Raw genomic sequence first — 22,338 nt, 5'->3', positions numbered from 1 at the left:
ATTCGTGGCTTTCAACTCGCCGAAGCATGCACTGATCATTTTTCGTTCAAAGGCCTGTACACCTTGATTTTCGTACGCTCCAGCAAATGGCGAACACTTTATCCACAGTGTGGCGAACAGAAACGGTGGGCAAAAGCAATGATCGCACCTACGGGCGATACGCAAGGCCAACAGGAGCGGAGCTATACGGAGACGACGTGACCCCTGATGGCAATCAACGCAGCACCCCCTCCTCCATCAGCAACTTGAGAATGGCATCGGCCCCTTCCTGTGGAGAAACATCCTTGAGCACCTTCCCGCCCCCACCACTGGCCTTGGCCGTGGCGGCCTTCATGCGGTCGGCGCCACTCTTGGCCTTGATCACCTTGAGCCGCTTGGGCCGTGGGCGGGCCGGTTGCAGGGCGTCTTCGGCTAGCACCGGATCCTCCACAACCTCTACAGTGCGCGCAGCCAGCACCCCACGCCGGGCCGGGCCGAAGGCTGATTGGCGTGGCTTGGGTGCGGCGTTATCCACAGTCGCCAACAACGGCAGGCGCACTTTCAGGCGACGCCGCTGGCCACGAGGCAGAGCCTGCAGCACTTGAGCAGTACCGTTGTCGATGGATTCCACCTCAGCCAGCCCAACCACCAACGGCCAGCCCAGCTTCTCGGCCAGCAGGAACGGCAGCATGCCCGAGCCTTCGCCCGTCTCGGCCTGACTGCCGGCCAGCACCAACTGGGCGCCGGCATTGCGCAGGTAATCGCCGAGCACGCCCAGCACATCGGCGCCAACGGGCTGCTCCAGCACATCCAGATGATCCAGCCCCATGCCCAGGTAGGCACGCAGCGCCTCTTCATGAGGATCGCCAGCATGCACCACCTGCAAGTTATCCCCAGCCAGTTGCAAACCCAGTTCCACGGCACGGGCATCCTGCTCGGCGCGACGGGCGCGGCCTGAGCTGGGGTGGGCGCCGATCGACACCAGGCTGATGACTTTGGTACTCATGCTCATGCCCCTATGCCGCGTCGCGCTGGCCGCCGCTGCGGAAGTTGTCCACAGCCTCGATCAGTGCCTGGAGAATCGCCGAGCTGTCGCCAATCACCGACAGGTCAGCCCGTTTGATCATGTCGCAGCCCGGGTCCATGTTGATCGCCACCACCTTGTCGCAGGCGCCGATGCCCTGCAGGTGCTGGATGGCGCCGGAGATACCCACAGCCACATAGACCCGCGCGGTGACCCAGGTGCCGGTGGCGCCGACCTGGCGGTTGCGCGGCATGAAGCCGTCGTCCACCGCCACCCGCGAGGCACCCTCTGTAGCGCCGAGAGCCGCCGTGGCCCGGTGGTACAAATCCCAGTCCTTGACGCCGTTACCGCCAGAGACGATGAACTCGGCCTCGGCCATGGCGATGGCGGCCGGGTCCACGGCCACCGAGCCAAGGTCTTCGATACGCGACAGGCTGCGCGCCACGCCTGTGGACAACTCCACCGGCAGGGCTTCATGCCGAGTTTCGCTCACCGGTTCGGCGCATTCGGCGGCGGCCAGGATCAGTCGCGGCACCTCACGCTGGATATCCTGCTGGCCCGCGCCGGCACGGCCGATGCACTGGCCGTCCTTGATCTGCCACACCCGCGTTGCCGGGCGTTCGCCTAGGGCCGCGCCAAAGCGCCGGCCCAGCTCGCCGCCACCGCTGCGGCTGTCGGGCAGCAGCCAGTGGCGCGGCGCGAACTGGTTATCCACAGCCCGCAGACCCTGGACCAGTTGTTCCGGTGCATAACCCTCGAAGGCCTCACCCTCGATGACCAGCAGGCGGTCGACGCCGGCTGTGGAAAAGTTGCTTTCCTTATGCTCGCCGAACACCACGGCCAGCACCGCACCCTCGCTACCGGCCAGGCTGTGGGCCAGGCCGAGCAGGTCGCGGTCGTGGCTGCCGAGACGGCCACCGACCATGTCTGGCACCACGGCGATGTAGTACGCAGGCGCAGCCACACTATGCAGCGGCAACTGCACTTCGGCAGCCGCCGTGCGCCGACCGCCGACGCCGGTGCCCTGCTGGGCGCCGCTGCGGTCGATGCGCTTTATCCCGGCGGGGCCGATGAAGCCGGCAGCGAGCGCATGGGGGTTCTTGCGCATCAGCCCATTGGGGCCCATCCAGCTGGTTTGTTGCGTCTGCATCGCCGCATGCAGCGGGTGCAGGCGGTTACGGGCGATCCACTCGGCGCGTGGGTCGCGGCGGATGATGTCGCTCATCAATGCACCTCCGCAGGTTCACGTTTGGCCGCTGGCGACTTTGCGCTGGCGGGGGCCTCATCTTCGATCAGCACATCGGCGACCAGCTCGGCCAGGTCCTTGATCTGTGGGCGCGGTTCGACCACGCCTTCGAGCATCGCCGTGCATTGTGGGCAGCCCACGGCCACCAGCTCGGCCTCGGTCTCGCGGATATCGTCCATGCGCATGTCGGGGATACGCTGCTTGCCGGGGATATCGGTGATCGGCGCACCGCCGCCGCCTCCACAGCAACGGGAACGGAAGCCCGAGCGCTGCATCTCGCGCACTTCGATACCGAGGGCCTTGAGCACTTCGCGCGGGGCTTCGTACTCGCCGTTGTAACGACCCAGGTAGCACGGGTCGTGGTAGGTGACGCTGCCGCCCTTGTGCTGGCCGAGGTTGAGCTTGCCGGCGGCGATCAGTTCGGCGATGTAGGTGCTGTGGTGCTGCACCTGGTAGTCGCCACCAAGGGCGCCATACTCGTTCTTCAGCACATGGAAACTGTGCGGGTCGCAGGTGACGATGCGCTGGAACTGGTACTTGGCCAGGGTCTGGATGTTGCGCTTGGCCAGTTGCTGGAAGGTCGCTTCATCGCCCAGGCGGCGTGCCACGTCACCGCTGTCGCGTTCTTCCAGGCCGAGCACGGCGAAGTCCACGCCGGACGCTTTCAGCACTTTGACGAAGGCGCGCAGGGTGCGCTGGTTGCGCATGTCGAAAGCGCCGTCGCCCACCCAGAACAGCACCTCGGTGCGCTTCACATCACTGAGCAGTTGCAGGTTCAGGTCGGCCGCCCAGTTCATCCGCCCGCCAGGGGCGAAGCCGCCGGGGTTGTCGGTGGCGATCAGGTTGTCCAGCACCTCGGCGCCCTTGTTCGGGGTGGCGCCTTTTTCCAGCGTCAGGTGGCGGCGCATGTCGACGATGGCATCGACGTGCTCGATCATCATCGGGCACTCCTCGACGCAGGCGCGACAGGTAGTACACGACCACAGGGTTTCGGCATCGACCAGGCCGTTGACGATCGGCTGGTGCGGGTGGCCGCCGTGTTCACCGAGCGGTTTGCCGGGGTATGGACTGCCGGCGAACTGTGCGTCGGTGCCTCCGGCGAGGCCGATGACCATATCCTGGATGAGCTTCTTCGGGTTCAGCGGCTGGCCAGCGGCGAACGCCGGGCACATGGCCTCGCACTTGCCGCACTGCACACAGGCGTCGAAACCGAGCAACTGGTTCCAGGTGAAGTCCACCGGCTTTTCCACGCCCAGCGGCGCATTCGGGTCTTCCAGATCCAGCGGCTTGAGGCCGGTGGAACGACCACCGCCAAAGCGTTCGGCGCGGCGGTGCCAGGCCAAGTGCAGGGCGCCGGCGAAGGCGTGCTTCATCGGCCCGCCCCAGGTCATGCCGAAGAACAGCTCGGACACGCCCCACAGCACGCCGATACCCAGCAGTGCGACCAACACCCAGCCACCCGTGCCTTCAGGCAGGATGCCCGCCACCGGCAAGGTGGCGATGAAGAAGCTCGCCGCGAACATCAGCAGGCTCTTGGGCAGGCGCATCCACGGGCCTTTCGACAACCGTGAAGGGGGGGTGAGCCGGCGTTTGAAGACGAACAGGGCGCCACAAAACATGATCACCGTGGCCACCAGCAAGGCGTAGCCGAGGATCTTGCTGTGCAGGCCGAAGCCATGAACCAGGATCGCCAACAACGCCGAGAGCACGAAGCCGCCTGCCGTGGCGACGTGAGTCTTCGACATGTACTTGTCGCGCTCGACCACATGGTGCAGATCCACCAGGTAGCGCCGTGGCATGGCCAGCAGGCCACCGAGCAGGTCGACCTTGCTTGGTCGCCCACGCCGCCACATGCGCACCCGGCGCAGGGCGCCGAGCACCGCCAGGGCAAGGGCGGTGAACAGCAGGATGGGTAGAAGGGTGTTCAACATGGGAGGCTCCCACAACAGCGGTAAGCGTGCGCCGGTCTCTCTGTAGTAGCGGCTTGCCCCGCGATGGCGTCCAGTCACGCTATCGCGGGGCAAGCCCGCACCTATAGGGACCGCGTTGGTCCTGGGCTCAGAAATCCTTGCACAGGCGCAAGGCGTCATAGATCGCCGCATGCACGTTGCGCTGGGCCACGCAGTCGCCGATGCGGTACAGCAGGTAGCCGTCGCCCGGCTGGCCGAGAATCGGCTGCGGCTTGATGGCGAACAGCGCCTCCACGTCGATCTGGCCCTTGTTGCGCGAACCCTCCTTGAGCGCGTAGTACAGCTGCTCGTCGGGGCGCACGCCGTTCTCCACCACCACCTGGTCGACCACGCGTTCTTCCTTGGCGCCGGTGTACTCGTTCTCGAGCACCGCCACCAGCTTGTCGCCCTCGCGGTAGACCTTCTCCAGCATCATGTCGCCGGTCATGATCACTTCTTTCGGGTACATGCTGCGGTAGTAGGTCGGGAAGCTGGTGCCGCCCATGGCCACGCCCGGCTTGATGTCGTCGGTGACGATCTCGACCTGGCTGCCCTTGTCGGCGATGAAGTCCGCCGTCGACATGCCGGTGAACTCGCAGATGGTGTCGTACACCAGCACGTTCTTGCCTGGCGCGACCTTGCCGTCGAGCACGTCCCAGCTGCTCACCACCAGGCCTTCGGCGGCGCCCCAGTGCTCGTTCTGCTCGACGAACGGATGGCCGCCCACCGCCAGGACGATGATGTCCGGGCGCAGGTCCTGGATGGTCGCGACATCCGCCGCGGTACCCAGGCGCAGATCGACCTTCAGGCGGGCGAACTCCAGCTGGTACCAACGGGTGATACCGGCGATCTGGTCGCGCTGCGGCGCCTTGGCGGCGATGGTGATCTGTCCGCCGATCTGCTCCTTTTTCTCGAACACGGTAACGTCGTGACCACGCTCGGCGGCCACCCGCGCAGCCTCCATGCCAGCTGGGCCGGCACCGACCACCACCACCTTGCGCTTCGGCCCGGTGGATTTTTCGATGATGTGCGGCACGCCCATGTATTCACGGGAGGTGGCGGCGTTCTGGATGCACAGCACATCCAGGCCCTGATACTGGCGGTCGATGCAGTAGTTGGCGCCGACGCACTGTTTGATCTGGTCGACCTGGCCCATCTTGATCTTGGCGATCAGGTGCGGGTCGGCGATGTGCGCGCGGGTCATGCCGACCATGTCCACGTAGCCGCCTTCGAGGATACGCGTGGCCTGGTTCGGATCCTTGATGTTCTGCGCGTGCAGCACCGGTACCTTGACCACCTCCTTGATGCCCGCCGCCAGGTGCAGGAACGGCTCCGGCGGGTAGCTCATGTTGGGGATGACGTTAGCCAGGGTGTTGTGGGTGTCGCAGCCCGAGCCGACCACGCCGATGAAATCGAGCATGCCGGTGGCGTCGTAGTAGGCGGCGATCTGCTTCATGTCCTCGTGGCTCAGGCCATCGGGGTGGAACTCGTCGCCGCAGATGCGCATGCCCACGCAGAAGTCGTCACCGACCTCCTTGCGCACGGCCTTGAGCACTTCCAGGCCGAACTTCATGCGGCCTTCGAAGGTGCCGCCCCACTCGTCGGTACGCTTGTTGACCCGTGGGCTCCAGAACTGGTCGATCATGTGCTGGTGAACGGCCGACAGTTCGACGCCGTCCAGGCCGCCTTCTTTGGCCCGGCGCGCAGCTTGCGCGTAGTTGCCGATCACGCGCCAGATTTCCTCCACCTCGATGGTCTTGCAGGTGGCGCGGTGTACCGGTTCGCGGATACCCGACGGCGACATCAGGGTCGGCCAGTTGAAACCGTCCCAACGCGAGCGGCGGCCCATGTGGGTAATCTGGATCATGATCTTGGCGCCATGCTTGTGCATGGCGTCGGCGAGGTTCTGGAAATGCGGGATGATACGGTCGGTGGACAGGTTGACCGACGACCACCACTCCTGCGGGCTGTCGATGGCCACCACCGACGAGCCGCCGCAGATGGCCAGGCCGATACCGCCCTTGGCCTTCTCTTCGTAGTACTTCACATAGCGGTCGGTGGTCATGCCGCCGTCGGTGGCATACACCTCGGCGTGCGCGGTGCTGAGCACGCGGTTGCGGATGGTCAGCTTGCCGATCTGGATCGGCTGGAACATTGCTTCGAAGGCCATGACGCTATCTCCGGCTTACAACGGCTTTGTAACGAACAGGCCATCTTCGTGGCCTTCTTCCGACCCGCCGTAGACCTGCTCGGCCACGGTGCGGATCGAGCTGCCGCGAGCGGCGAGAATCTGGTCCATGGCGCCGGCGAACCAGCCGGTGAACATGTAGTCGACCTTGCGGCCGCACTTGCCATAGACGTACACGAACGCCGAGTGCTTGAGCTTGACGCTGCAGGTGCCTTTATCCAGGTCGATGTCCTGGATCTCGAACAGGCCCCAACCACGCTGGGAAAGGCGCTTCATGTAGTGCTCGAACACCGCCACGCCTTCCAGGCCATGGCACTCGGCCTCTTTTTCGCACCAGTGCCAGGCGGACTTGTAGCCGGCCTTATAGAGGATCTCGGCATAGGCGTCGGCGCCCAGCACTTCCTCGATGCCCATGTGGTTGTTGACGAAGAAATGCCGGGGCACGTAGAGCATCGGCAGGGCATCGCTGGTCCAGACACCGGTCTCGCTGTCGACTTCGATTGGCAATTGCGGGGCGATCTTGGCCATGGAAACTCAACTCCATAAAATTTTTGTTTGGATGCCCCGGCGTTGCTGGCCGGGGTTTTCAGGCTTGGAGTGCGGCTTACTCGCCCCACACATCCTTGAGGACGCTGACCCAGTTTTCGCCCATGATCTTGCGCACCACGCGCTCGCTGTGGCCGCGTTTGAGCAAGGTCTCGGTGAGGTTGGGGAATTCGCCGACGGTGCGAATACCCAGCGGGTTGATGATCTTGCCGAAGTTGGTCAGGCGCCGGGCGTAGCCCTTGTCGTGGGTCAGGTACTCGAAGAAGTCCTGGCCATGGCCCTGGGTGAAGTCGGTACCGATACCGATGGCGTCTTCACCGACGATGTTCATGGTGTACTCGATGGCCTCGGCGTAGTCATCGATGGTCGAGTCGATACCCTTGGCCAGGAACGGCGCGAACATGGTCACACCGACGAAACCGCCGTGGTCGGCAATGAATTTCAGCTCTGCGTCGGACTTGTTGCGCGGATGTTCCTTGAGGCCCGAAGGCAGGCAGTGGGAATAGCAGACCGGCTTCTTCGATTCGAGGATGACTTCCTCGGAGGTTTTCGAGCCGACATGGGAGAGGTCGCACATGATGCCGACGCGATTCATCTCGGCGACGATCTCGCGGCCGAAGCCCGACAGCCCGCCGTCGCGCTCGTAGCAACCGGTGCCGACCAGGTTCTGGGTGTTGTAGCACATCTGCACGATGCCCACGCCGAGCTGCTTGAACACGTCGACATAGGCGATCTGGTCCTCGAACGCGTGGGCGTTCTGGAAGCCGAAGAGGATGCCGGTCTTGCCCAGCTCCTTGGCCTTGCGGATGTCGGCGGTGGTGCGCACCGGCATCACCAGGTCGCCGTTCTCGCGGATCAGCTTCTGGCTGGCGGCGATGTTGTCGACGGTGGCCTTGAAGCCCTCCCACACCGAGACCGTGCAGTTGGCCGCGGTCAGCCCGCCCTTGCGCATGTCCTCGAACAGCTCGCGGTTCCACTTGGCAATGATCAGGCCGTCGATGACGATGCTGTCGGCGTGAAGTTCGGCTGGGCTCATCAGGCTGTCCCCTTTTATTTGAGTTTGCAGGCGCCGAACCTTGTGCCGGCGCTTTGGGGCCAGCATATGCCTGCGGCCCGAGGCGCCCCGATGCAAAAACGACAGGGGGTTTGCCGAAAGCGTCAAAGGCCGGAACGGCATGCTCTGGCCCGGCCCTGGCAGATGAGAGACAGTCTCGATAACGCCGTTCATGAACATTTCGCCGCGGGAGCTATCGCCTACCGTCGGGCTGAGCGAGAATCCCAGCAATTCGTCAGCCTGTTCAGGAGAAAACGGATGAAATCAATGGCATGGCTGGTTCTGTTGGCCGTCGCAGGCGGCGCTCAGGCCGCCGAGGAAGAAAGCACGCCCTGCGACAATGTCGACACCGACCAGCAGAGCTATGCGTGCGCGGCCTACAACAAGCAAACCGCCGAGCGCGAGCTGAAGGCGGCCTACGACGACCTGATGCAGCGCATCCGCGACCAGTACGCGGATGAAAGCGACAAGGCCGTGGCGCTGAGCGGCAAGATGGAGGCCGCCGAAAAGCTGTGGCTCCAGCTGCGCGACGCTGACTGCAAGGTCGAGACCTGGGCCGAAAAACCGGGGAGCAAGGCCTTCGAGGCAGCGTGGAATACCTGCGTGGCGCAGCGTAGCGATGAGCGCTCGGAGTATCTGCAGACCATCGGGCAGCAGTGATCCTGTACTGCCTCATCGCCGGGTTACGGGCGATGGGGCAGTACAGGCAACACACATGTTCACATCATGACACTACCGCCACCCGCCGATCCTCCCGCGGGCACCGCTCGAACCGCGCCCGGTAGCAACGGGTGAAGTACGACGCCGACTCGAACCCGCACGCCACCGCCACCTCCAGCACGCTCATGTCGGTCTGGCGCAACAGCTGCCGGGCCTTCTCCAGGCGCAGACGCAGGTAAAAGCCACTGGGCGTGTCATCCAGGTGCAGGCGGAACAGCCGCTCCAACTGCCGCCGTGTCACCTGCACCCCATCGGCCAGCACCTGGGTGTTCAACGGCAATTCGGTGTTGCGCTCCATCTCGCCGATCACCCTCACCAGCTTCTTGTTGCGCAAGCCATAACGGGTGGCTATCTGCATCCGCTGGTGATCTTGACGCGGACGTATGCGCCCGAGCACGAACTGTTCGGACACCTGCACCGCCAGCTCGCTGCCATGGGCCTGGGCGATCAGGTCGAGCATCAGGTCGATGGAGGCCGTGCCGCCGGCGCAGGTGATGCGTCGGCGGTCGATCTCGAACAGCTCCTGGGTTGCCTGCAGGCGTGGATAGCGCTCCTTGAACGCGTCCAGCGCCTCCCAATGCAGGGTGGCCCGGTGACCATCGAGCAGGCCGGCCTCGGCCAGTACCATGGCGCCGGTGTCGATCCCGCCCAGCACCACGTCCTCATGGTCGAGACGACGCAGCATGTGCTGCAACTTCAACCCATAGCACGCCAGCGGCTCGAAACCGGCCACCAGCAGCAGCAGGCGCCCGTGTTCACCCTCCCCCAGCGCACCGTCGGCATTCACCGACATGCCATTGCTGGCCTGCACCGCCTCACCGTCCAGGCTCAGCACGCGCCAGCGGTACAGCGGGCCACGAAAGCGATTGGCCACGCGCAGCGGCTCGATGGCGCTGATGAAGCCCATGGCGGAAAAGCCTGGCAGCAACAGGAAGTCTATGGTTTCCGGCATCGCATGCTCCGCGGCAAAGGTGGTCGCCTCCGTGCAAGTGTTGGTCGCCAGGGTGCGATTTTCCACCCTGCCGCCAGCGTAGCGTGTTCTCACGGCCCGCAGAGGCCAGAACCGATAACAATACGCACTGCCGATGGAGAGCCACCATGCATCGCTTTATCCGCCGCAGCCTGTTGTCCCTCGCGCTCAGCACTACCGTAGCTACTCCGCTTTTTGCCGCCGAACCCGCCGCCTGCAAGGACGTGCGCCTGGGCGTGGTCAACTGGACCGATGTGATCGCCACCAGCGCCATGGCCCAGGTGCTGCTCGATGGCCTGGGTTACCAGACCAAGCAGACCAGCGCCTCGCAGCAGATCATCTTCGCCGGTATCCGCGACAAGCGCCTGGACATGTTCCTCGGGTACTGGAACCCGATCATGACCCAGACCATCACGCCGTTCGTCCAGGCCGGCCAGGTCAAGGTGCTCGACAAGCCCAGCCTGGAAGACGCCCGTGCCACCCTCGCCGTGCCGAAGTACCTGGCCGACAAGGGCCTGAAGACGTTCGCCGACATCCACAAGTTCCACAAGGAGCTCGGCGGCAAACTCTACGGCATCGAGCCCGGCTCCGGCGCCAACACCCAAATCAAGGCGATGATCAGCAAGAACCAGTTCGACCTGGGCAAGTTCCAGCTGGTCGAGTCCAGCGAGGCCGGCATGCTCGCCGCCGTCGACCGCGCCGTGCGGCGCAAGGAGGCGGTGGTGTTCTTCGGCTGGGCGCCGCACCCGATGAACGTGAACATCGACATGGTCTACCTCGGCGACAGCCAGGACGCCCTCGGCCCGGACGAGGGCCGCGCCACGGTGTGGACGGTGACCGCACCGGACTACGCCCAGCGCTGCCCCAACGCCCACCGCCTGCTGGCCAACCTGAGCTTCAGCGCCGAAGACGAGAGCCGCATGATGCAGCCGCTGCTCGACCACAAGGACGCGCTGGAATCCGCACGCCAGTGGCTCAAGGACCACCCCGAGGACAAGGCCCGCTGGCTTGACGGGGTGACCACCTTCGACGGCAAACCAGCCGCGGACAACCTCAAGCTCACCGCCAACTGACACGGCCTCATCGCTGGCAAGCCAGCTCCCACGGAACATCCACACGGCCAGGGTTCATCGCCAACCCTGTGGGAGCCGGCTTGCCGGCGATAGGGCCAGCAAAGACACCATAAGGAACTGATCAATGAACCACGACGTCATCATCACCTGCGCCCTCACCGGTGCCGGCGACACCGTAGCCAAGAGCCACCTGGTCCCGGTCACCCCGAAACAGATTGCCGAGTCCGCCGTCGAAGCCGCCAAGGCCGGTGCCACGGTGGTCCACTGCCACGTTCGCGACCCGCAGACCGGCCGCTTCAGCCGCGACGTCAACCTCTACCGCGAAGTGATGGAACGCATCCGCGAGGCCGACGTCGACATCATCGTCAATCTCACCGCCGGCATGGGCGGCGACCTGGAGATCGGTCCCGGCGAATCGCCCATGGAGTTCGGCCCAGGCACCGACCTGATCGGCCCGCTGGAGCGCCTGGCCCATGTCGAGGCACTGCTGCCGGAAATCTGCACCCTGGACTGCGGCACCCTCAACTTCGGCGATGGCAACGCCATCTATGTCTCCACCCCCGCCCAACTGCGTGCTGGCGCCAAGCGCATCACCGAGCTAGGCGTGAAGGCGGAGCTGGAGATCTTCGATACCGGCCACCTGTGGTTCGCCAAACAGATGATCAAGGAAGGCCTGCTGCAAGACCCGCTGTTCCAGCTGTGCCTGGGCATCCCGTGGGGCGCCCCGGCCGACACCACCACCATGAAGGCCATGGTCGACAACCTGCCTGCCGACGTTACCTGGGCCGGTTTCGGCATTGGTCGCATGCAGATGCCGATGGCTGCCCAGGCGGTGCTGCTTGGCGGCAATGTGCGGGTCGGGCTGGAAGACAACCTGTACCTGGACCGTGGCGTGCTGGCCAGCAACGGTCAACTGGTCGAGCGGGCCGCCGAGATCATCACCCGCATGGGTGGCCGCGTGCTCACCCCGGCTGAAGGCCGGGAAAAGATGAACCTCAAGCACCGCTAATATCCCCGTAGGAGCCAGATATGCCTTTCATCACCGACATCAAGACCTTCGCCGCCCTGGGTAGTGGCGTGATCGGCAGCGGCTGGGTCGCGCGTGCCCTGGCCCACGGCCTGGACGTGATTGCCTGGGACCCTGCCCCAGGTGCCGAGACCGCACTGCGCAAACGCATCACCAATGCCTGGCCGGCCCTGCAAAAACAAGGCTTGGCACCCGGCGCATCGCAAGATCGTCTGAGGTTCGTGAGCACTATCGAGGAATGCGTGCGCGGCGCCGACTTCATTCAGGAGAGCGCCCCCGAACGTCTGGACCTCAAACTCGACCTGCACGCGAAGATCAGCGCCGCCGCCAAGCCCGACGCAATCATCGGCTCCAGCACCTCGGGGCTGCTGCCCAGCGAGTTCTACGAGTCGGCGACCCACCCCGAACGCTGCGTAGTGGGGCACCCGTTCAACCCGGTGTACCTGCTGCCATTGGTGGAAATCGTCGGTGGCCGTAACACCAGCGCCGAGGCCATCGAAGCCGCGAAAGTCATTTACACCAGCCTGGGCATGCGCCCGCTGCACGTGCGCAAGGAGGTCCCCGGTTTCATCGCCGACCGCCTGCTCGAAGCGCTCTGGCGCGAAGCCCTGCACCTGGTCAACGACGGCGTCGCCAGCACCGGCGAGATCGACGACGCGATTCGCTTTGGCGCCGGTTTGCGCTGGTCGTTCATGGGGACCTTCCTCACTTATACCCTGGCTGGTGGCGATGCAGGCATGCGCCACTTCATGGCCCAATTCGGGCCGGCGTTGAAGCTGCCCTGGACCTATCTGCCTGCGCCGGAGCTGACCGAAAAACTGATCGACGATGTGGTCGAAGGCACCGCCGAACAACTGGGCGAGCGCAGCATCGCCGCGCTGGAGCGCTATCGTGATGACACACTGCTGGCGGTGCTGGACGCGGTGAAAAGCAGCAAGGCCAGCCACGGCATGGCCTTCGGCGACTAGAGGAGACGACGATGCCCGCACTGATCACCTACCGCACGCCGGTGCTGCCGGACTGGGTCGACTACAACGGCCACCTGCGCGACGCCTATTACCTGCTGATCTTCAGCTACGCCACCGACGCACTGATGGAACGTATCGGCCTGGATGCCGATGCCCGGGGCCAGAGCGGGCATTCGTTGTTCACCCTGGAGGCGCACATCAACTACCTGCACGAGGTGAAACTCGATACTGAAGTAGAGGTGCAGACACACATCATCGGCTTCGATAACAAGCGTCTGCACCTTTACCACAGCTTGCACAGGAAAGATTTTGATGAAGCGCTCGCCGCCAGCGAGCAAATGCTAGTGCATGTGGACATGGCCGGGCCCAAGTCTGCGCCGTTTGCGGCAGGCACCCTCGCGCAACTGGAAACCTTGGTCGATGGGCAGGATAACCAAACGGTTCCGGCCTACCTGGGGCGGACCATTGGTATGCATAAGTAAATATGCCTGATCGAAAAAAGAAGGCATATCAACTGTCGATATGCCTTCTTATACAAAGCGGAGAAAAACAACCAGCATATTAAAATTTAAGGATAGAAATTGGCGATTTCATCACGCACCTCATTGAACAGACGAACGGTGTCACTGTGCTCTTTCGTTCCCAGCGGGATACCCCCGAAGGTGACAGTGGGATCAGAGAACTGATTGAGCTCATAATGATCACTGCCATCGAAAATACCCATTATCGTACGATACTTAGCGTTATTCACGCGTAACTCATGTGCGAAAGCGTAAGGAGCCCCCGGCGGCGGCGGGCTTCCATCCTTCCAGGTATGCCGCGCCCCAAACATATGTCCTATTTGATTCGAGAGAGCATCGCCTTGATGAGTTATAGAGAATAGACTAAATGCCGTCGTCTTTCTGACTCCGATGGGGGCCTTGCCAGCAGCGAGAGTGAATAGACCCGCAGTGAGCACCAAATCAGCCCGATTCGACTCTCTGACGGCAGCCACTTTTTTTGCGAGATCTGTGTTTGGCCCGCGAATCTCGGCCAGTAATTTGTCTAGATTCAAATTAAAGCTCTGTTCACTGAGGTCCAACGGCATATAGCCGGCGTACTCAAACTCGACATCGACGTTACTATTCTGGAAGTTTGTAGAAACCTGCCACAACAGCCACTTGAGTCTTCCCTCAAGACTATTAGGATAAGCTGCACGCGCCTCCTCCGTACTCGCGAACATGACCCGAATAGTACTGCGCGCTTTGGGCGGTGGAGCGCCGCCTGAGCGTTCATCATTTCTTCCTGACAAACCCTCTATAGGTTCACATACTAAGTTGCTTGCACCCAGCGTAAGGATAGTATGTCGACCATTGCCAGCATTCTCCAAGCGATAGCGCTGGCCGGGAAGAGAGATCGTCCCATTCAGGCGCTGCCCTTGGCGCATCAGTATCATTTGACTGGTCGGGTCTATTTCAACTTCGCTTGGGGACGGGTAGAGTAGCTTGCGATCAGACACAATATCGCCATACCAGTACGCGATATCGCCACCCTCCTCATGAACATGCCGCCGCTGGAACGTGACGGTTTTCCCGTTCGGCAGTGGCACCGACAGCCGACTGGTTCCCGCCTTCACCAGGGCCGGATCGATATCGATAAATCGTGCGTCTTTTATAGCAGCCGAACCCTGCAGCGCCTTCAGAAAAATTTCGTCTGGATCGCTGGAAGCCTGGGTCGACAAACGCTGGAGGTCCATGGGTTGCTTGATCTCAAAGAGCCTAGGTTCATCGTTCACCGATGAGGCCTTCGAGTGGTCATGCACTTTACAAGCCGATAGCAAGAGAACCCCGAAAAAAACAAAGCATAACGGCAAGCATCGCTGAATAGCCATATCACTCTCCTTGAATCGATACATCGAATACGTACTCCGCAGAGCAAAATCTAACCTAACCCAAGATCACTAAATACTACGCAGGATGCACCCTGACATGAAGCTGGCAAGCAATTCAATTTTCAAACCTCCAGCTCTGAATCTTGACGACGTCCTTGAATGAAATTGGAACCACTCTATTAGCCGTTAAAGGATCAAGGAACTCAGGATAACCCGTCAAAAAATTGATATCCGCAACAATTCGTTCTCTCATGCTGTTATCTGGAAGAACTCCCTGCAGGCAGAATGCGTCCCGATCCTGCGCTGTCCGAAAACAAACAATGCGGGCTCCCTGCCATTGATGTAAAATTAACGAAGTGATTCCTTCCATGTTATCCAGCGCCTCCTTGCATACTGGCGCAGTCCCGTTATCAGGCACGTAGACCGCACACTCGGATCCACCTGCCCCATACTTGTATTTACTAAAACCAACTACCAAATTATTCGCAGTCGGAGACTCGTCCACAGCGGATTTTGTAGCACATGCCGAAAGGATAATAGGTAGACCAACACAGAGTACCGCCTTATAAATCTTATGCATTTTATTCCCCTGTCTTTGATGACTTACAACACCGCCCGTATCGACCCCACCTTTCATCGATACTGCACGCGGCTTCATAAGACTCCATCGACACCCCGTCAGCAACTGACAGAATTACTAGGTGCCTTAGCCAGGCAACAAAAAAAATCCCGGAAAGCCGTGAGCTTCCGGGATCAAGAGCGAGCAACATCCACTGTGCATGAAGTGAGGGTGACCAAGCCCTCGGTGCCGTGAATGACTTCAGTGTGCGTCCTTCGCCTCCGTCCGATTTAGCCGTAAACGACCTGTTCTTAGCCAAAGCGGCCATCGCGACAATCTACCCTTGCCGCCCCTGGCGCTGTCGTCCCAGAATCGATCTTGAACACCACGAGCAAAGGACAACAGCCATGATGCATGCGGATCTGATCGACCAGGACGACCTGTTAGGTCAATTGCGCTCACGAGGCTTCGACATTCCGGCCGGTGCCAGTGCCGAAGAGGCGTGCGAAGTCGTGGTACGGGGGCTTACCGAGCCTAACGCGCGAGCGCTCAAGGGCATGGTGGAACAGATGTACACCGGCAGTGCGACGATCCTGCCGGCGGTTCGCCAAGCCATCGACAAGCAGCTTTTGCCAGCGCTGGCGCAGTACAACAAGCGCGCCTGAGGTGGGCGCTGTACCTGTGGGAGGGAGCATGCCCCGCGATAGCGTCCGATCAGGCAGCGACGTTGCCCCTGCCGACACTATCGCGGGCAAGCCCGTTTTCAGGAGAGTGCTATGCCTGCTACAAACGCACGCTGGCAAACGTCGACTCGTTGCGCGCCTGGCTCAGCGCCGCCATCGGCCCACTGTGCGGTGACAGCGCCATGGCCTGCGGGATCGGCATCATCGCCACCTGCTGGGTGGTATTCGAACCAACCCGCTCGTCACGCGGCGGAATTCCGAAATACTCGCGGTAGCACTTGGAGAAGTGCGGTGTAGAGACGAACCCGCACACCGAGGCCACCTCGATAATCGACATCGGCGTCTGCTTGAGCAGTTGCCGGGCGCGGATCAACCGCAGCTTGAGGTAGTAGCGCGACGGCGAGCAGTGCAGGTACTTCTGGAACAGGCGCTCCAGCTGGCGCCGTGACACCGCCACATAGACCGCCAGTTCGTCGAGGTCGATCGGCTCCTCGAGGTTGGCCTCCATCAGCGCGACGATTTCCTGCAGCTTCGGCTGGTTGGTGCCGAGCATGTGCTTGAGCGGTACCCGCTGGTGGTCTTGCTCGTTGCGGATGCGCTCGTAGACGAACATCTCGGAGATCGCCGCCGACAGCTCGCGGCCATGGTCGCGGCTGATCAGGTGCAGCATCATGTCCAGCGGCGCGGTGCCACCGGAGCTGGTGAAGCGGTTGCGGTCGAGGGTGAACAGGCGGGTGCTCATGTTCACCCGCGGGTAGGCCTCCTGCATCGCCGCCAGGCATTCCCAATGCACGCTGCAATCGAAGCCGTCGAGCAGCCCGGCGCAGGCCAATGCCCAGCTGCCGGTACACACCGCGCCCAGGCGGCGCGACTGACGGGCCTGGGCCTGCAGCCAGGTGACGTGCTCACGGGTGACGGTGCGTTGGATGCCGACGCCACCGCAGACGATCACGGTGTCGATCGGCGGAGCGCTGTGCATGGCCGCATCGGGGGTGATCTGCAAGCCATCGCTGGCCCAGACCTGGCCACCGTCGACGGTCAGGGTGTGCCAGCGGTACAGCTCGCGGCCCGACAGCTGGTTGGCCATACGCAGCGGTTCGACCGCGGATGCCAAGGAGATGAGGGTGAAGTTATCCAGCAGGAGAAAACCAATGGACTGGGGTGCTGTGCGGTTCTGGGTTGGGGTCCCGGAGGTGTACGACGTCATCGCGATTTCTCCTCACACAATGCAGGGTGTGCCTCAGGCGAGCACTGTTCTTGTAATGGCCCCGTTTCGTATGCAGGGGCTTTGCCAATCTCAACGCAAATGGCATGCCTGAAATTGAACGCTCATCCAATAAAACCCAAAAACGACGTCGGCATGCGCCTTCCAGCGGCCTGGGTGATGAGCGTCAGGTCAAACGCAAACGGGCGCGCCAGCGCCCTTGCGTGTCAGCTCTGAGCAATTCGGTAGCACTTGTGGGAAGGTTGCCCAGATGCGACAGACTTGAGTGTCACCGACAACGACCCTGCTGGTAACGACAGGCGACGGCCGGTAGATGACAACCGCTGCGCCAGAATGTGGCGCATCGGTCACGTGTGGGCCAGAACAGCGCATCAGCACTCGATGACGCTGACCGCCAGGCCCCCACGAGAGGTTTCCTTGTACTTGTCATGCATGTCGGCGCCAGTGTCGCGCATGGTGCGAATCACCTGGTCCAACGAGATGAAGTGTTCGCCGTCACCGCGCAGGGCCATTTGCACGGCATTGATCGCCTTTACCGCGGCGATGGCGTTGCGCTCGATGCATGGGACCTGCACCAGGCCACCGACCGGGTCGCAGGTCAGGCCAAGGTTGTGTTCCAGGGCGATCTCGGCGGCGTTCTCCAGCTGCGCCGGGGTAGCGCCAAGCACTTCGGCCAAGCCCGCGGCAGCCATGGCGCAGGCCGAACCGACCTCGCCCTGGCAACCAACCTCGGCGCCGGAGATCGAGGCGTTCTTCTTGCACAGGATGCCCACGGCAGCCGCGCCGAGGAAGAAGTCCACCACGTTGGACTCATCCACCGCATCGGAGAAACGCATGTAGTAGTGCAACACCGCCGGGATGATGCCCGCCGCGCCGTTGGTGGGCGCGGTGACCATGCGCCCGCCAGCGGCGTTCTCTTCGTTGACCGCCAGGGCGAACAGGTTGACCCACTCCATGGCGCTCATGGTCGAGCCGATCACGTTGGGCTTGCCCAGCTCCTGCAGGCTGCGGTGCAGGCGGGCGGCGCGACGGCGCACATTGAGCCCGCCGGGCAGGATGCCTTCATGTTTGAGGCCGTTGTTCACGCACTCCTGCATGGCTTGCCAGAGCTTTAGCAGGCCGGCGCGGATCTCGGCTTCGCTGCGCCAGACCTTTTCGTTCTTCAGCATCAATTGCGACACGCGCAGGTCGTTTTGCTTGCACAGGCGCAGCAGTTCGGCAGCGCTGTCGAAGTCGTAGGGCAGCACGGTCTGGTCGGCGTCCAGCACGCCACTGGCGGCCTGGGCGGCATCGACCACGAAGCCTCCACCCACCGAGTAATAGGTGTCGCGGTGCAGCTCGCCCGCCTCGCCTTCGGCAATCAGGGTCATGGCATTGGGGTGGTACGGCAGGTTCTCGTCCAGCAGCAGCATGTCGCGGGCCCAGACGAACTCGATGAGCAGGCGGTTGTCGAGCTTGAGCACGTTGGTTTCGCGCAGGTCGGCGATGCGTGGGGTGATCTGGCTGGGATCGATGGCGTCCGGCCATTCGCCCATCAGGCCCATGATCGTGGCGTTGTCGGTGCCATGGCCGACGCCGGTGGCCGACAGCGAGCCATACAGCCTCACTTCGATACGCCGCACCCGCTCCAGCTCGCCGCGCTCACGCAGCCCCTGGACGAACAGCGCACCGGCGCGCATGGGGCCGACGGTGTGCGAGCTGGAAGGCCCGACACCGATCTTGAACAGGTCGAACACGCTGATGGCCATTGTCGAATCACCTCTTGCTGGGCTTGTCTCTGCGCGCCAGGCGCAGGGCGGAGCAACTGCTAGGCTGAATCAGTCGAGCCGCCTTGAATGCTCGCATCATCGGGCTTTTGCCCAGCCCCTCGCCGTCTGCAACCGACGTACTTTTGTCCAGCAGCGCCGCCGCTGCACGGGCCATTCGTGCGCCGTTTTCCAGCGGCAGGGCGACGCAAAAACCGAGGTAAGGGGGTGGAAAAATCCAGTTACGACATCGTCCGTACTGGATACGACCCGTCCTGTACTGGATACGACGCCACCAGTAGGCGATTGCCGAACGCTGGAGGATTATCGAAAGCGACTCGTATTGCACGGCCTCGCATCCTGCCCTCTGCAGGCCTGGTCGACCGGAGCCCTGAGAACGCCCGGCGCCCCACGCGAACCCGAAGATAAAATCACAGGAGTCCATCCATGAAAGGTGTACCCAAGCTGTTGCTGGTCGCGTTGCTGTCCGCTCCACTGCTGGCCCAGGCCGCCGAACCCGAGCAGTGTCAATTGGTGCGTTTCTCCGATGTCGGATGGACCGACATCACGGTCACCACCGCCACCACCAGCGTCGTGCTCGAAGCCCTGGGCTACAAGACCCACACCACCATGATCTCGGTACCGGTGACCTACAAGTCGCTGGCCACCGGCAAGGACCTGGACGTGTTTCTCGGCAACTGGATGCCGACCATGGAGAACGACATCAAGCAGTACCGCGATGCCGGTACCGTCGAGACCGTGCGCGCCAACCTGGAAAACGCCAAGTACACCTTGGCCGTGCCCCAGGCTTTGTATGACAAGGGCTTGAAGGACTTCGCCGACATTCCCAAGTTCAAGCAGGAGCTCAAGGGCAAGATCTACGGCATCGAGCCGGGCAACGATGGCAACCGCACCATCCAGAAGATGATCGACGACAACGCCTTCGGCCTGAAGGACGCCGGCTTCCAGATCGTGCAGTCCAGCGAGGCGGGCATGCTGGCGCAGGTCGACCGGGCGCAGAAGCGCGAAGACGCGATCGTCTTCCTCGGCTGGGAGCCGCACCCGATGAACACCCGCTTCAAGATGCAGTACCTGACCGGCGGGGACGCCTACTTCGGTCCCGACTTCGGCAAGGCCACCGTATTGACCAACACCCGCAAGGGCTACGCGCAGGAATGCGGCAACGTTGGCCAGCTGTTGAAGAACCTGTCGTTCGAGCTCAAGGATGAAAGCACCATGATGGGCTATGTCCTGGACGACAAGATGAAGCCCGAGGCGGCCGCGAAAAAATGGCTGAAGGATAACCCCGGCAAGCTCGACGCCTGGCTCGCCGGCGTGACCACCGTGGACGGCAAACCCGGCCTTGAGGCGGCCAAGGCCAAACTGACGCAATAACGCAAGACGCCATGGCAACACCGCGGGGTGGGACCGTGCCCACCCCGAACTGATTTCAATCTTTGCAGGTGGAAGCTCGCTATCATGCTTATCGATCAGAAAATACCCCTGGGGCAGTACATCGCCTCATTCGTCGAATGGTTGACCCAGAATGGCGCCAGTTACTTCGACGCCATCGCCGCAGGCCTGGAATTCATGATCCATGGGGTCACCAGCACCCTGACCTGGTTCAACCCATTCGTGCTCATCGCCCTGTTCGCCGCCCTCGCGCACCTGATTCAGCGCAAATGGGCGCTCACCGTCTTCGTCGCCCTGTCGTTCCTGCTGATCCTCAACCTGGGCTACTGGCAGGAAACCATGGAAACCCTGGCGCAGGTCACCTTCGCTACGGTGGTCTGCGTGGTCATCGGCGTGCCGCTGGGCATCGCCGCGGCGCACAAACCGATGTTCTATACCGCCATGCGCCCGGTGCTGGACCTGATGCAGACCGTGCCCACCTTCGTCTACCTGATCCCGACCCTGACCCTGTTCGGCCTGGGCGTGGTGCCGGGGCTGATCTCCACCGTGGTGTTCGCCATCGCCGCGCCCATCCGCCTCACTTATCTGGGCATCTGCGACGTGCCGCAGGAGCTGATGGACGCCGGCAAGGCCTTCGGCTGCTCGCGCCGCCAACTGCTGACCCGCATCGAACTACCACACGCCATGCCGAGCATCGCCGCCGGGGTGACGCAATGCATCATGCTGTCGCTGTCGATGGTGGTGATCGCCGCCCTGGTCGGCGCCGACGGCCTGGGCAAACCCGTGGTCAACGCACTGAACACCGCCGATATCTCCCTGGGCTTCGAAGCGGGCCTGGCCATCGTGCTGCTGGCGATCATGCTCGACCGTATCTGCAAGCAACCGGAGCTGCCGGTAAGGGGTGAGGCATGAGCATCATTCGTTTCGAAGACGTCGACGTCATCTTCTCCAGCAAGCCGCGCGAAGCGCTGGCCCTGCTAGACCAAGGCCAGACCCGTGAGCAGATCCTCAAGCAGACGGGCCTGGTGGTCGGCGTCGAAAAGGCCAACCTGGACATCAACAAGGGCGAGATCTGTGTGCTGATGGGCCTGTCCGGCTCGGGCAAGTCCAGCCTGTTGCGCTGCATCAACGGCCTCAACACCGTGAGCCGCGGCAAGCTGTTCGTCGAGCACGAAGGCAAGCACATCGACATCGCCCACTGCACCCCGGCAGAGCTGAAGATGATGCGCACCAAGCGCATCGCCATGGTGTTCCAGAAGTTCGCCCTGATGCCCTGGCTGACGGTGCGCGAGAACATCAGCTTCGGCCTAGAGATGCAGGGCCGGCCGGAGAAGGAACGGCGCAAGCTGGTGGATGAAAAGCTCGAGCTGGTGGGCCTGACCCAGTGGCGCAACAAGAAACCGGACGAACTCTCCGGCGGCATGCAGCAGCGCGTGGGCCTGGCCCGGGCGCTGGCGATGGACGCCGATATCCTGTTGATGGACGAGCCGTTCTCGGCCCTCGACCCACTGATCCGCCAGGGCCTGCAGGACGAACTGCTGGCCCTGCAGAGCAAGCTGAGCAAGACCATCGTGTTCGTCAGCCACGACCTGGACGAGGCGCTGAAACTGGGCAGCCGCATCGCCATCATGAAGGACGGACGCATTATCCAGTACAGCAAGCCGGAAGAGATCGTGCTCAACCCGGCCGATGAGTACGTGCGCACCTTCGTCGCCCACACCAACCCATTGAATGTGCTGTGCGGGCGCAGCCTGATGCGCAGCCTGGACAATTGCCGGCGGGTCAACGGTTCGGTGTGCCTGGACCCTGGCATCGACTCATGGCTGGACCTTGGCGAAGGCGGCTCGCTCAAGCGCGCACGCCAGGGCCAGAATGGCCTGGACATGCAGAACTGGGCGCCGGGGCAGGACGTGGGCTTGCTGGAACGCAGGCCGACCGTGGTGCATGCCGATATCGGCATGCGCGAGGCACTGCAGATTCGTTATCAAACCGGCAACAAGCTGGTGCTGCAGGATAACGACAAGGTGGTGGGGATACTCGGGGATACCGAGTTGTATCACGCGTTGCTCGGCAAGAATCACGGGTAAAGCAACCGGGGC

Annotated in this window: 21 protein-coding genes; 9 read left to right on the top strand and 12 right to left on the bottom strand. The window is 62.6% G+C overall.

Annotation, left to right across the window (positions count from 1 at the left end):
* Positions 1 to 214 precede the first annotated feature (214 nt).
* From etfB to KSS90_RS01655, 6 genes are all read right to left on the bottom strand, one after another.
* The gene (etfB, locus tag KSS90_RS01680) at positions 215 to 985 is read right to left on the bottom strand and encodes an electron transfer flavoprotein subunit beta (protein ID WP_217867990.1); all 771 of its coding nucleotides are present in this window, start codon (positions 983 to 985) and stop codon (positions 215 to 217) included.
* Between the two features lie 10 nt (positions 986 to 995).
* A complete protein-coding gene (etfA, locus tag KSS90_RS01675; protein WP_217867989.1) occupies positions 996 to 2,228 on the bottom strand; it encodes an electron transfer flavoprotein subunit alpha in 1,233 nt (410 codons plus the stop codon).
* Positions 2,228 to 4,180 carry a dimethylglycine demethylation protein DgcB gene (gene dgcB / locus KSS90_RS01670; RefSeq protein WP_217867988.1) on the bottom strand — a complete coding sequence of 651 codons (1,953 nt, stop codon included), beginning with the start codon at positions 4,178 to 4,180 and terminating at the stop codon, positions 2,228 to 2,230. Before dgcB ends, etfA begins: the two co-directional genes overlap by 1 nt.
* A 127-nt stretch (positions 4,181 to 4,307) precedes the next feature.
* The gene (gene dgcA, locus KSS90_RS01665) at positions 4,308 to 6,368 is read right to left on the bottom strand and encodes a dimethylglycine demethylation protein DgcA (RefSeq protein ID WP_217867987.1); all 2,061 of its coding nucleotides are present in this window, start codon (positions 6,366 to 6,368) and stop codon (positions 4,308 to 4,310) included.
* 15 nt (positions 6,369 to 6,383) lie between these two features.
* Entirely contained in the window at positions 6,384 to 6,914 is a 531-nt protein-coding gene (locus KSS90_RS01660; protein ID WP_012316656.1) for a DUF5943 domain-containing protein, read from the bottom strand.
* Between the two features lie 76 nt (positions 6,915 to 6,990).
* Positions 6,991 to 7,968: a dipeptidase gene (locus KSS90_RS01655; RefSeq protein ID WP_217867986.1), complete on the bottom strand. Its 978-nt coding sequence runs from the start codon at positions 7,966 to 7,968 to the stop codon at positions 6,991 to 6,993.
* A gap of 276 nt (positions 7,969 to 8,244) precedes the next feature.
* Between KSS90_RS01655 and KSS90_RS01650 the strand changes: the two genes are divergently transcribed.
* Positions 8,245 to 8,646 (top strand): lysozyme inhibitor LprI family protein, encoded by a 402-nt coding sequence (locus KSS90_RS01650; RefSeq protein WP_217867985.1) that lies wholly within the window; start codon positions 8,245 to 8,247, stop codon positions 8,644 to 8,646.
* 64 nt (positions 8,647 to 8,710) lie between these two features.
* Here the strand turns inward: KSS90_RS01650 and KSS90_RS01645 are convergent, their stop codons facing one another.
* A complete protein-coding gene (locus KSS90_RS01645; protein ID WP_217867984.1) occupies positions 8,711 to 9,658 on the bottom strand; it encodes a GlxA family transcriptional regulator in 948 nt (315 codons plus the stop codon).
* 146 nt (positions 9,659 to 9,804) lie between these two features.
* Here KSS90_RS01645 and choX point away from each other — a divergent pair, with 146 nt between their 5' ends.
* The 4 genes from choX (at position 9,805) to KSS90_RS01625 (ending at position 13,226) form a co-directional block, all read left to right on the top strand.
* Entirely contained in the window at positions 9,805 to 10,749 is a 945-nt protein-coding gene (gene choX / locus KSS90_RS01640) for a choline ABC transporter substrate-binding protein (RefSeq protein ID WP_102681800.1), read from the top strand.
* A gap of 124 nt (positions 10,750 to 10,873) precedes the next feature.
* Positions 10,874 to 11,758: a 3-dehydrocarnitine:acetyl-CoA trimethylamine transferase CdhC gene (cdhC, locus tag KSS90_RS01635; protein ID WP_217867983.1), complete on the top strand. Its 885-nt coding sequence runs from the start codon at positions 10,874 to 10,876 to the stop codon at positions 11,756 to 11,758.
* 20 nt (positions 11,759 to 11,778) lie between these two features.
* Positions 11,779 to 12,744: an L-carnitine dehydrogenase gene (locus KSS90_RS01630; RefSeq protein WP_217867982.1), complete on the top strand. Its 966-nt coding sequence runs from the start codon at positions 11,779 to 11,781 to the stop codon at positions 12,742 to 12,744.
* An 11-nt stretch (positions 12,745 to 12,755) separates the two neighbouring features.
* The gene (locus KSS90_RS01625; RefSeq protein WP_217867981.1) at positions 12,756 to 13,226 is read left to right on the top strand and encodes a thioesterase family protein; all 471 of its coding nucleotides are present in this window, start codon (positions 12,756 to 12,758) and stop codon (positions 13,224 to 13,226) included.
* An 86-nt stretch (positions 13,227 to 13,312) separates the two neighbouring features.
* On the opposite strand, the gene KSS90_RS01620 is transcribed toward KSS90_RS01625, so the two are convergent.
* Positions 13,313 to 14,614 carry a zinc metalloprotease gene (locus KSS90_RS01620; protein ID WP_217867980.1) on the bottom strand — a complete coding sequence of 434 codons (1,302 nt, stop codon included), beginning with the start codon at positions 14,612 to 14,614 and terminating at the stop codon, positions 13,313 to 13,315.
* Between the two features lie 115 nt (positions 14,615 to 14,729).
* Complete coding sequence (locus KSS90_RS01615; RefSeq protein ID WP_217867979.1) at positions 14,730 to 15,272, bottom strand: hypothetical protein; 543 nt, start codon at positions 15,270 to 15,272, stop codon at positions 14,730 to 14,732.
* Between the two features lie 308 nt (positions 15,273 to 15,580).
* On the opposite strand from KSS90_RS01615, the gene KSS90_RS01610 reads away from it, so the two are divergent.
* Positions 15,581 to 15,838 carry a hypothetical protein gene (locus KSS90_RS01610; RefSeq protein ID WP_217867978.1) on the top strand — a complete coding sequence of 86 codons (258 nt, stop codon included), beginning with the start codon at positions 15,581 to 15,583 and terminating at the stop codon, positions 15,836 to 15,838.
* Positions 15,839 to 15,956: 118 nt separating this feature from the next.
* On the opposite strand, the gene gbdR is transcribed toward KSS90_RS01610, so the two are convergent.
* The 3 genes from gbdR to KSS90_RS01595 all read right to left on the bottom strand — a co-directional run bounded on the left by gbdR (position 15,957) and on the right by KSS90_RS01595 (position 19,175).
* Positions 15,957 to 17,063 (bottom strand): choline metabolism transcriptional regulator GbdR, encoded by a 1,107-nt coding sequence (gene gbdR / locus KSS90_RS01605; RefSeq protein WP_028688457.1) that lies wholly within the window; start codon positions 17,061 to 17,063, stop codon positions 15,957 to 15,959.
* A 389-nt stretch (positions 17,064 to 17,452) separates the two neighbouring features.
* Positions 17,453 to 18,829: an L-serine ammonia-lyase gene (locus KSS90_RS01600; RefSeq protein WP_217867977.1), complete on the bottom strand. Its 1,377-nt coding sequence runs from the start codon at positions 18,827 to 18,829 to the stop codon at positions 17,453 to 17,455.
* Positions 18,830 to 18,836: 7 nt separating this feature from the next.
* Entirely contained in the window at positions 18,837 to 19,175 is a 339-nt protein-coding gene (locus KSS90_RS01595) for a hypothetical protein (RefSeq protein ID WP_217867976.1), read from the bottom strand.
* Positions 19,176 to 19,273: 98 nt separating this feature from the next.
* Here KSS90_RS01595 and KSS90_RS01590 point away from each other — a divergent pair, with 98 nt between their 5' ends.
* The 3 genes from KSS90_RS01590 to choV all read left to right on the top strand — a co-directional run bounded on the left by KSS90_RS01590 (position 19,274) and on the right by choV (position 22,326).
* Positions 19,274 to 20,221, top strand: a complete 948-nt coding sequence (locus KSS90_RS01590) for a choline ABC transporter substrate-binding protein (protein WP_217867975.1) — start codon at positions 19,274 to 19,276, stop codon at positions 20,219 to 20,221.
* Between the two features lie 81 nt (positions 20,222 to 20,302).
* A complete protein-coding gene (gene choW / locus KSS90_RS01585) occupies positions 20,303 to 21,151 on the top strand; it encodes a choline ABC transporter permease subunit (RefSeq protein ID WP_217869716.1) in 849 nt (282 codons plus the stop codon).
* A complete protein-coding gene (gene choV / locus KSS90_RS01580; RefSeq protein ID WP_102681807.1) occupies positions 21,148 to 22,326 on the top strand; it encodes a choline ABC transporter ATP-binding protein in 1,179 nt (392 codons plus the stop codon). The genes choW and choV overlap by 4 nt, the downstream gene beginning before the upstream one ends.
* The last annotated feature ends 12 nt before the right edge of the window (positions 22,327 to 22,338 follow it).

Source organism: Pseudomonas maumuensis (genome assembly GCF_019139675.1).
Classification (GTDB): Bacteria; Pseudomonadota; Gammaproteobacteria; order Pseudomonadales; family Pseudomonadaceae; genus Aquipseudomonas; species Aquipseudomonas maumuensis.
Note: the sequence above shows the minus strand (reverse complement) of the source record. Positions and strands in the feature narration are given on the sequence as shown.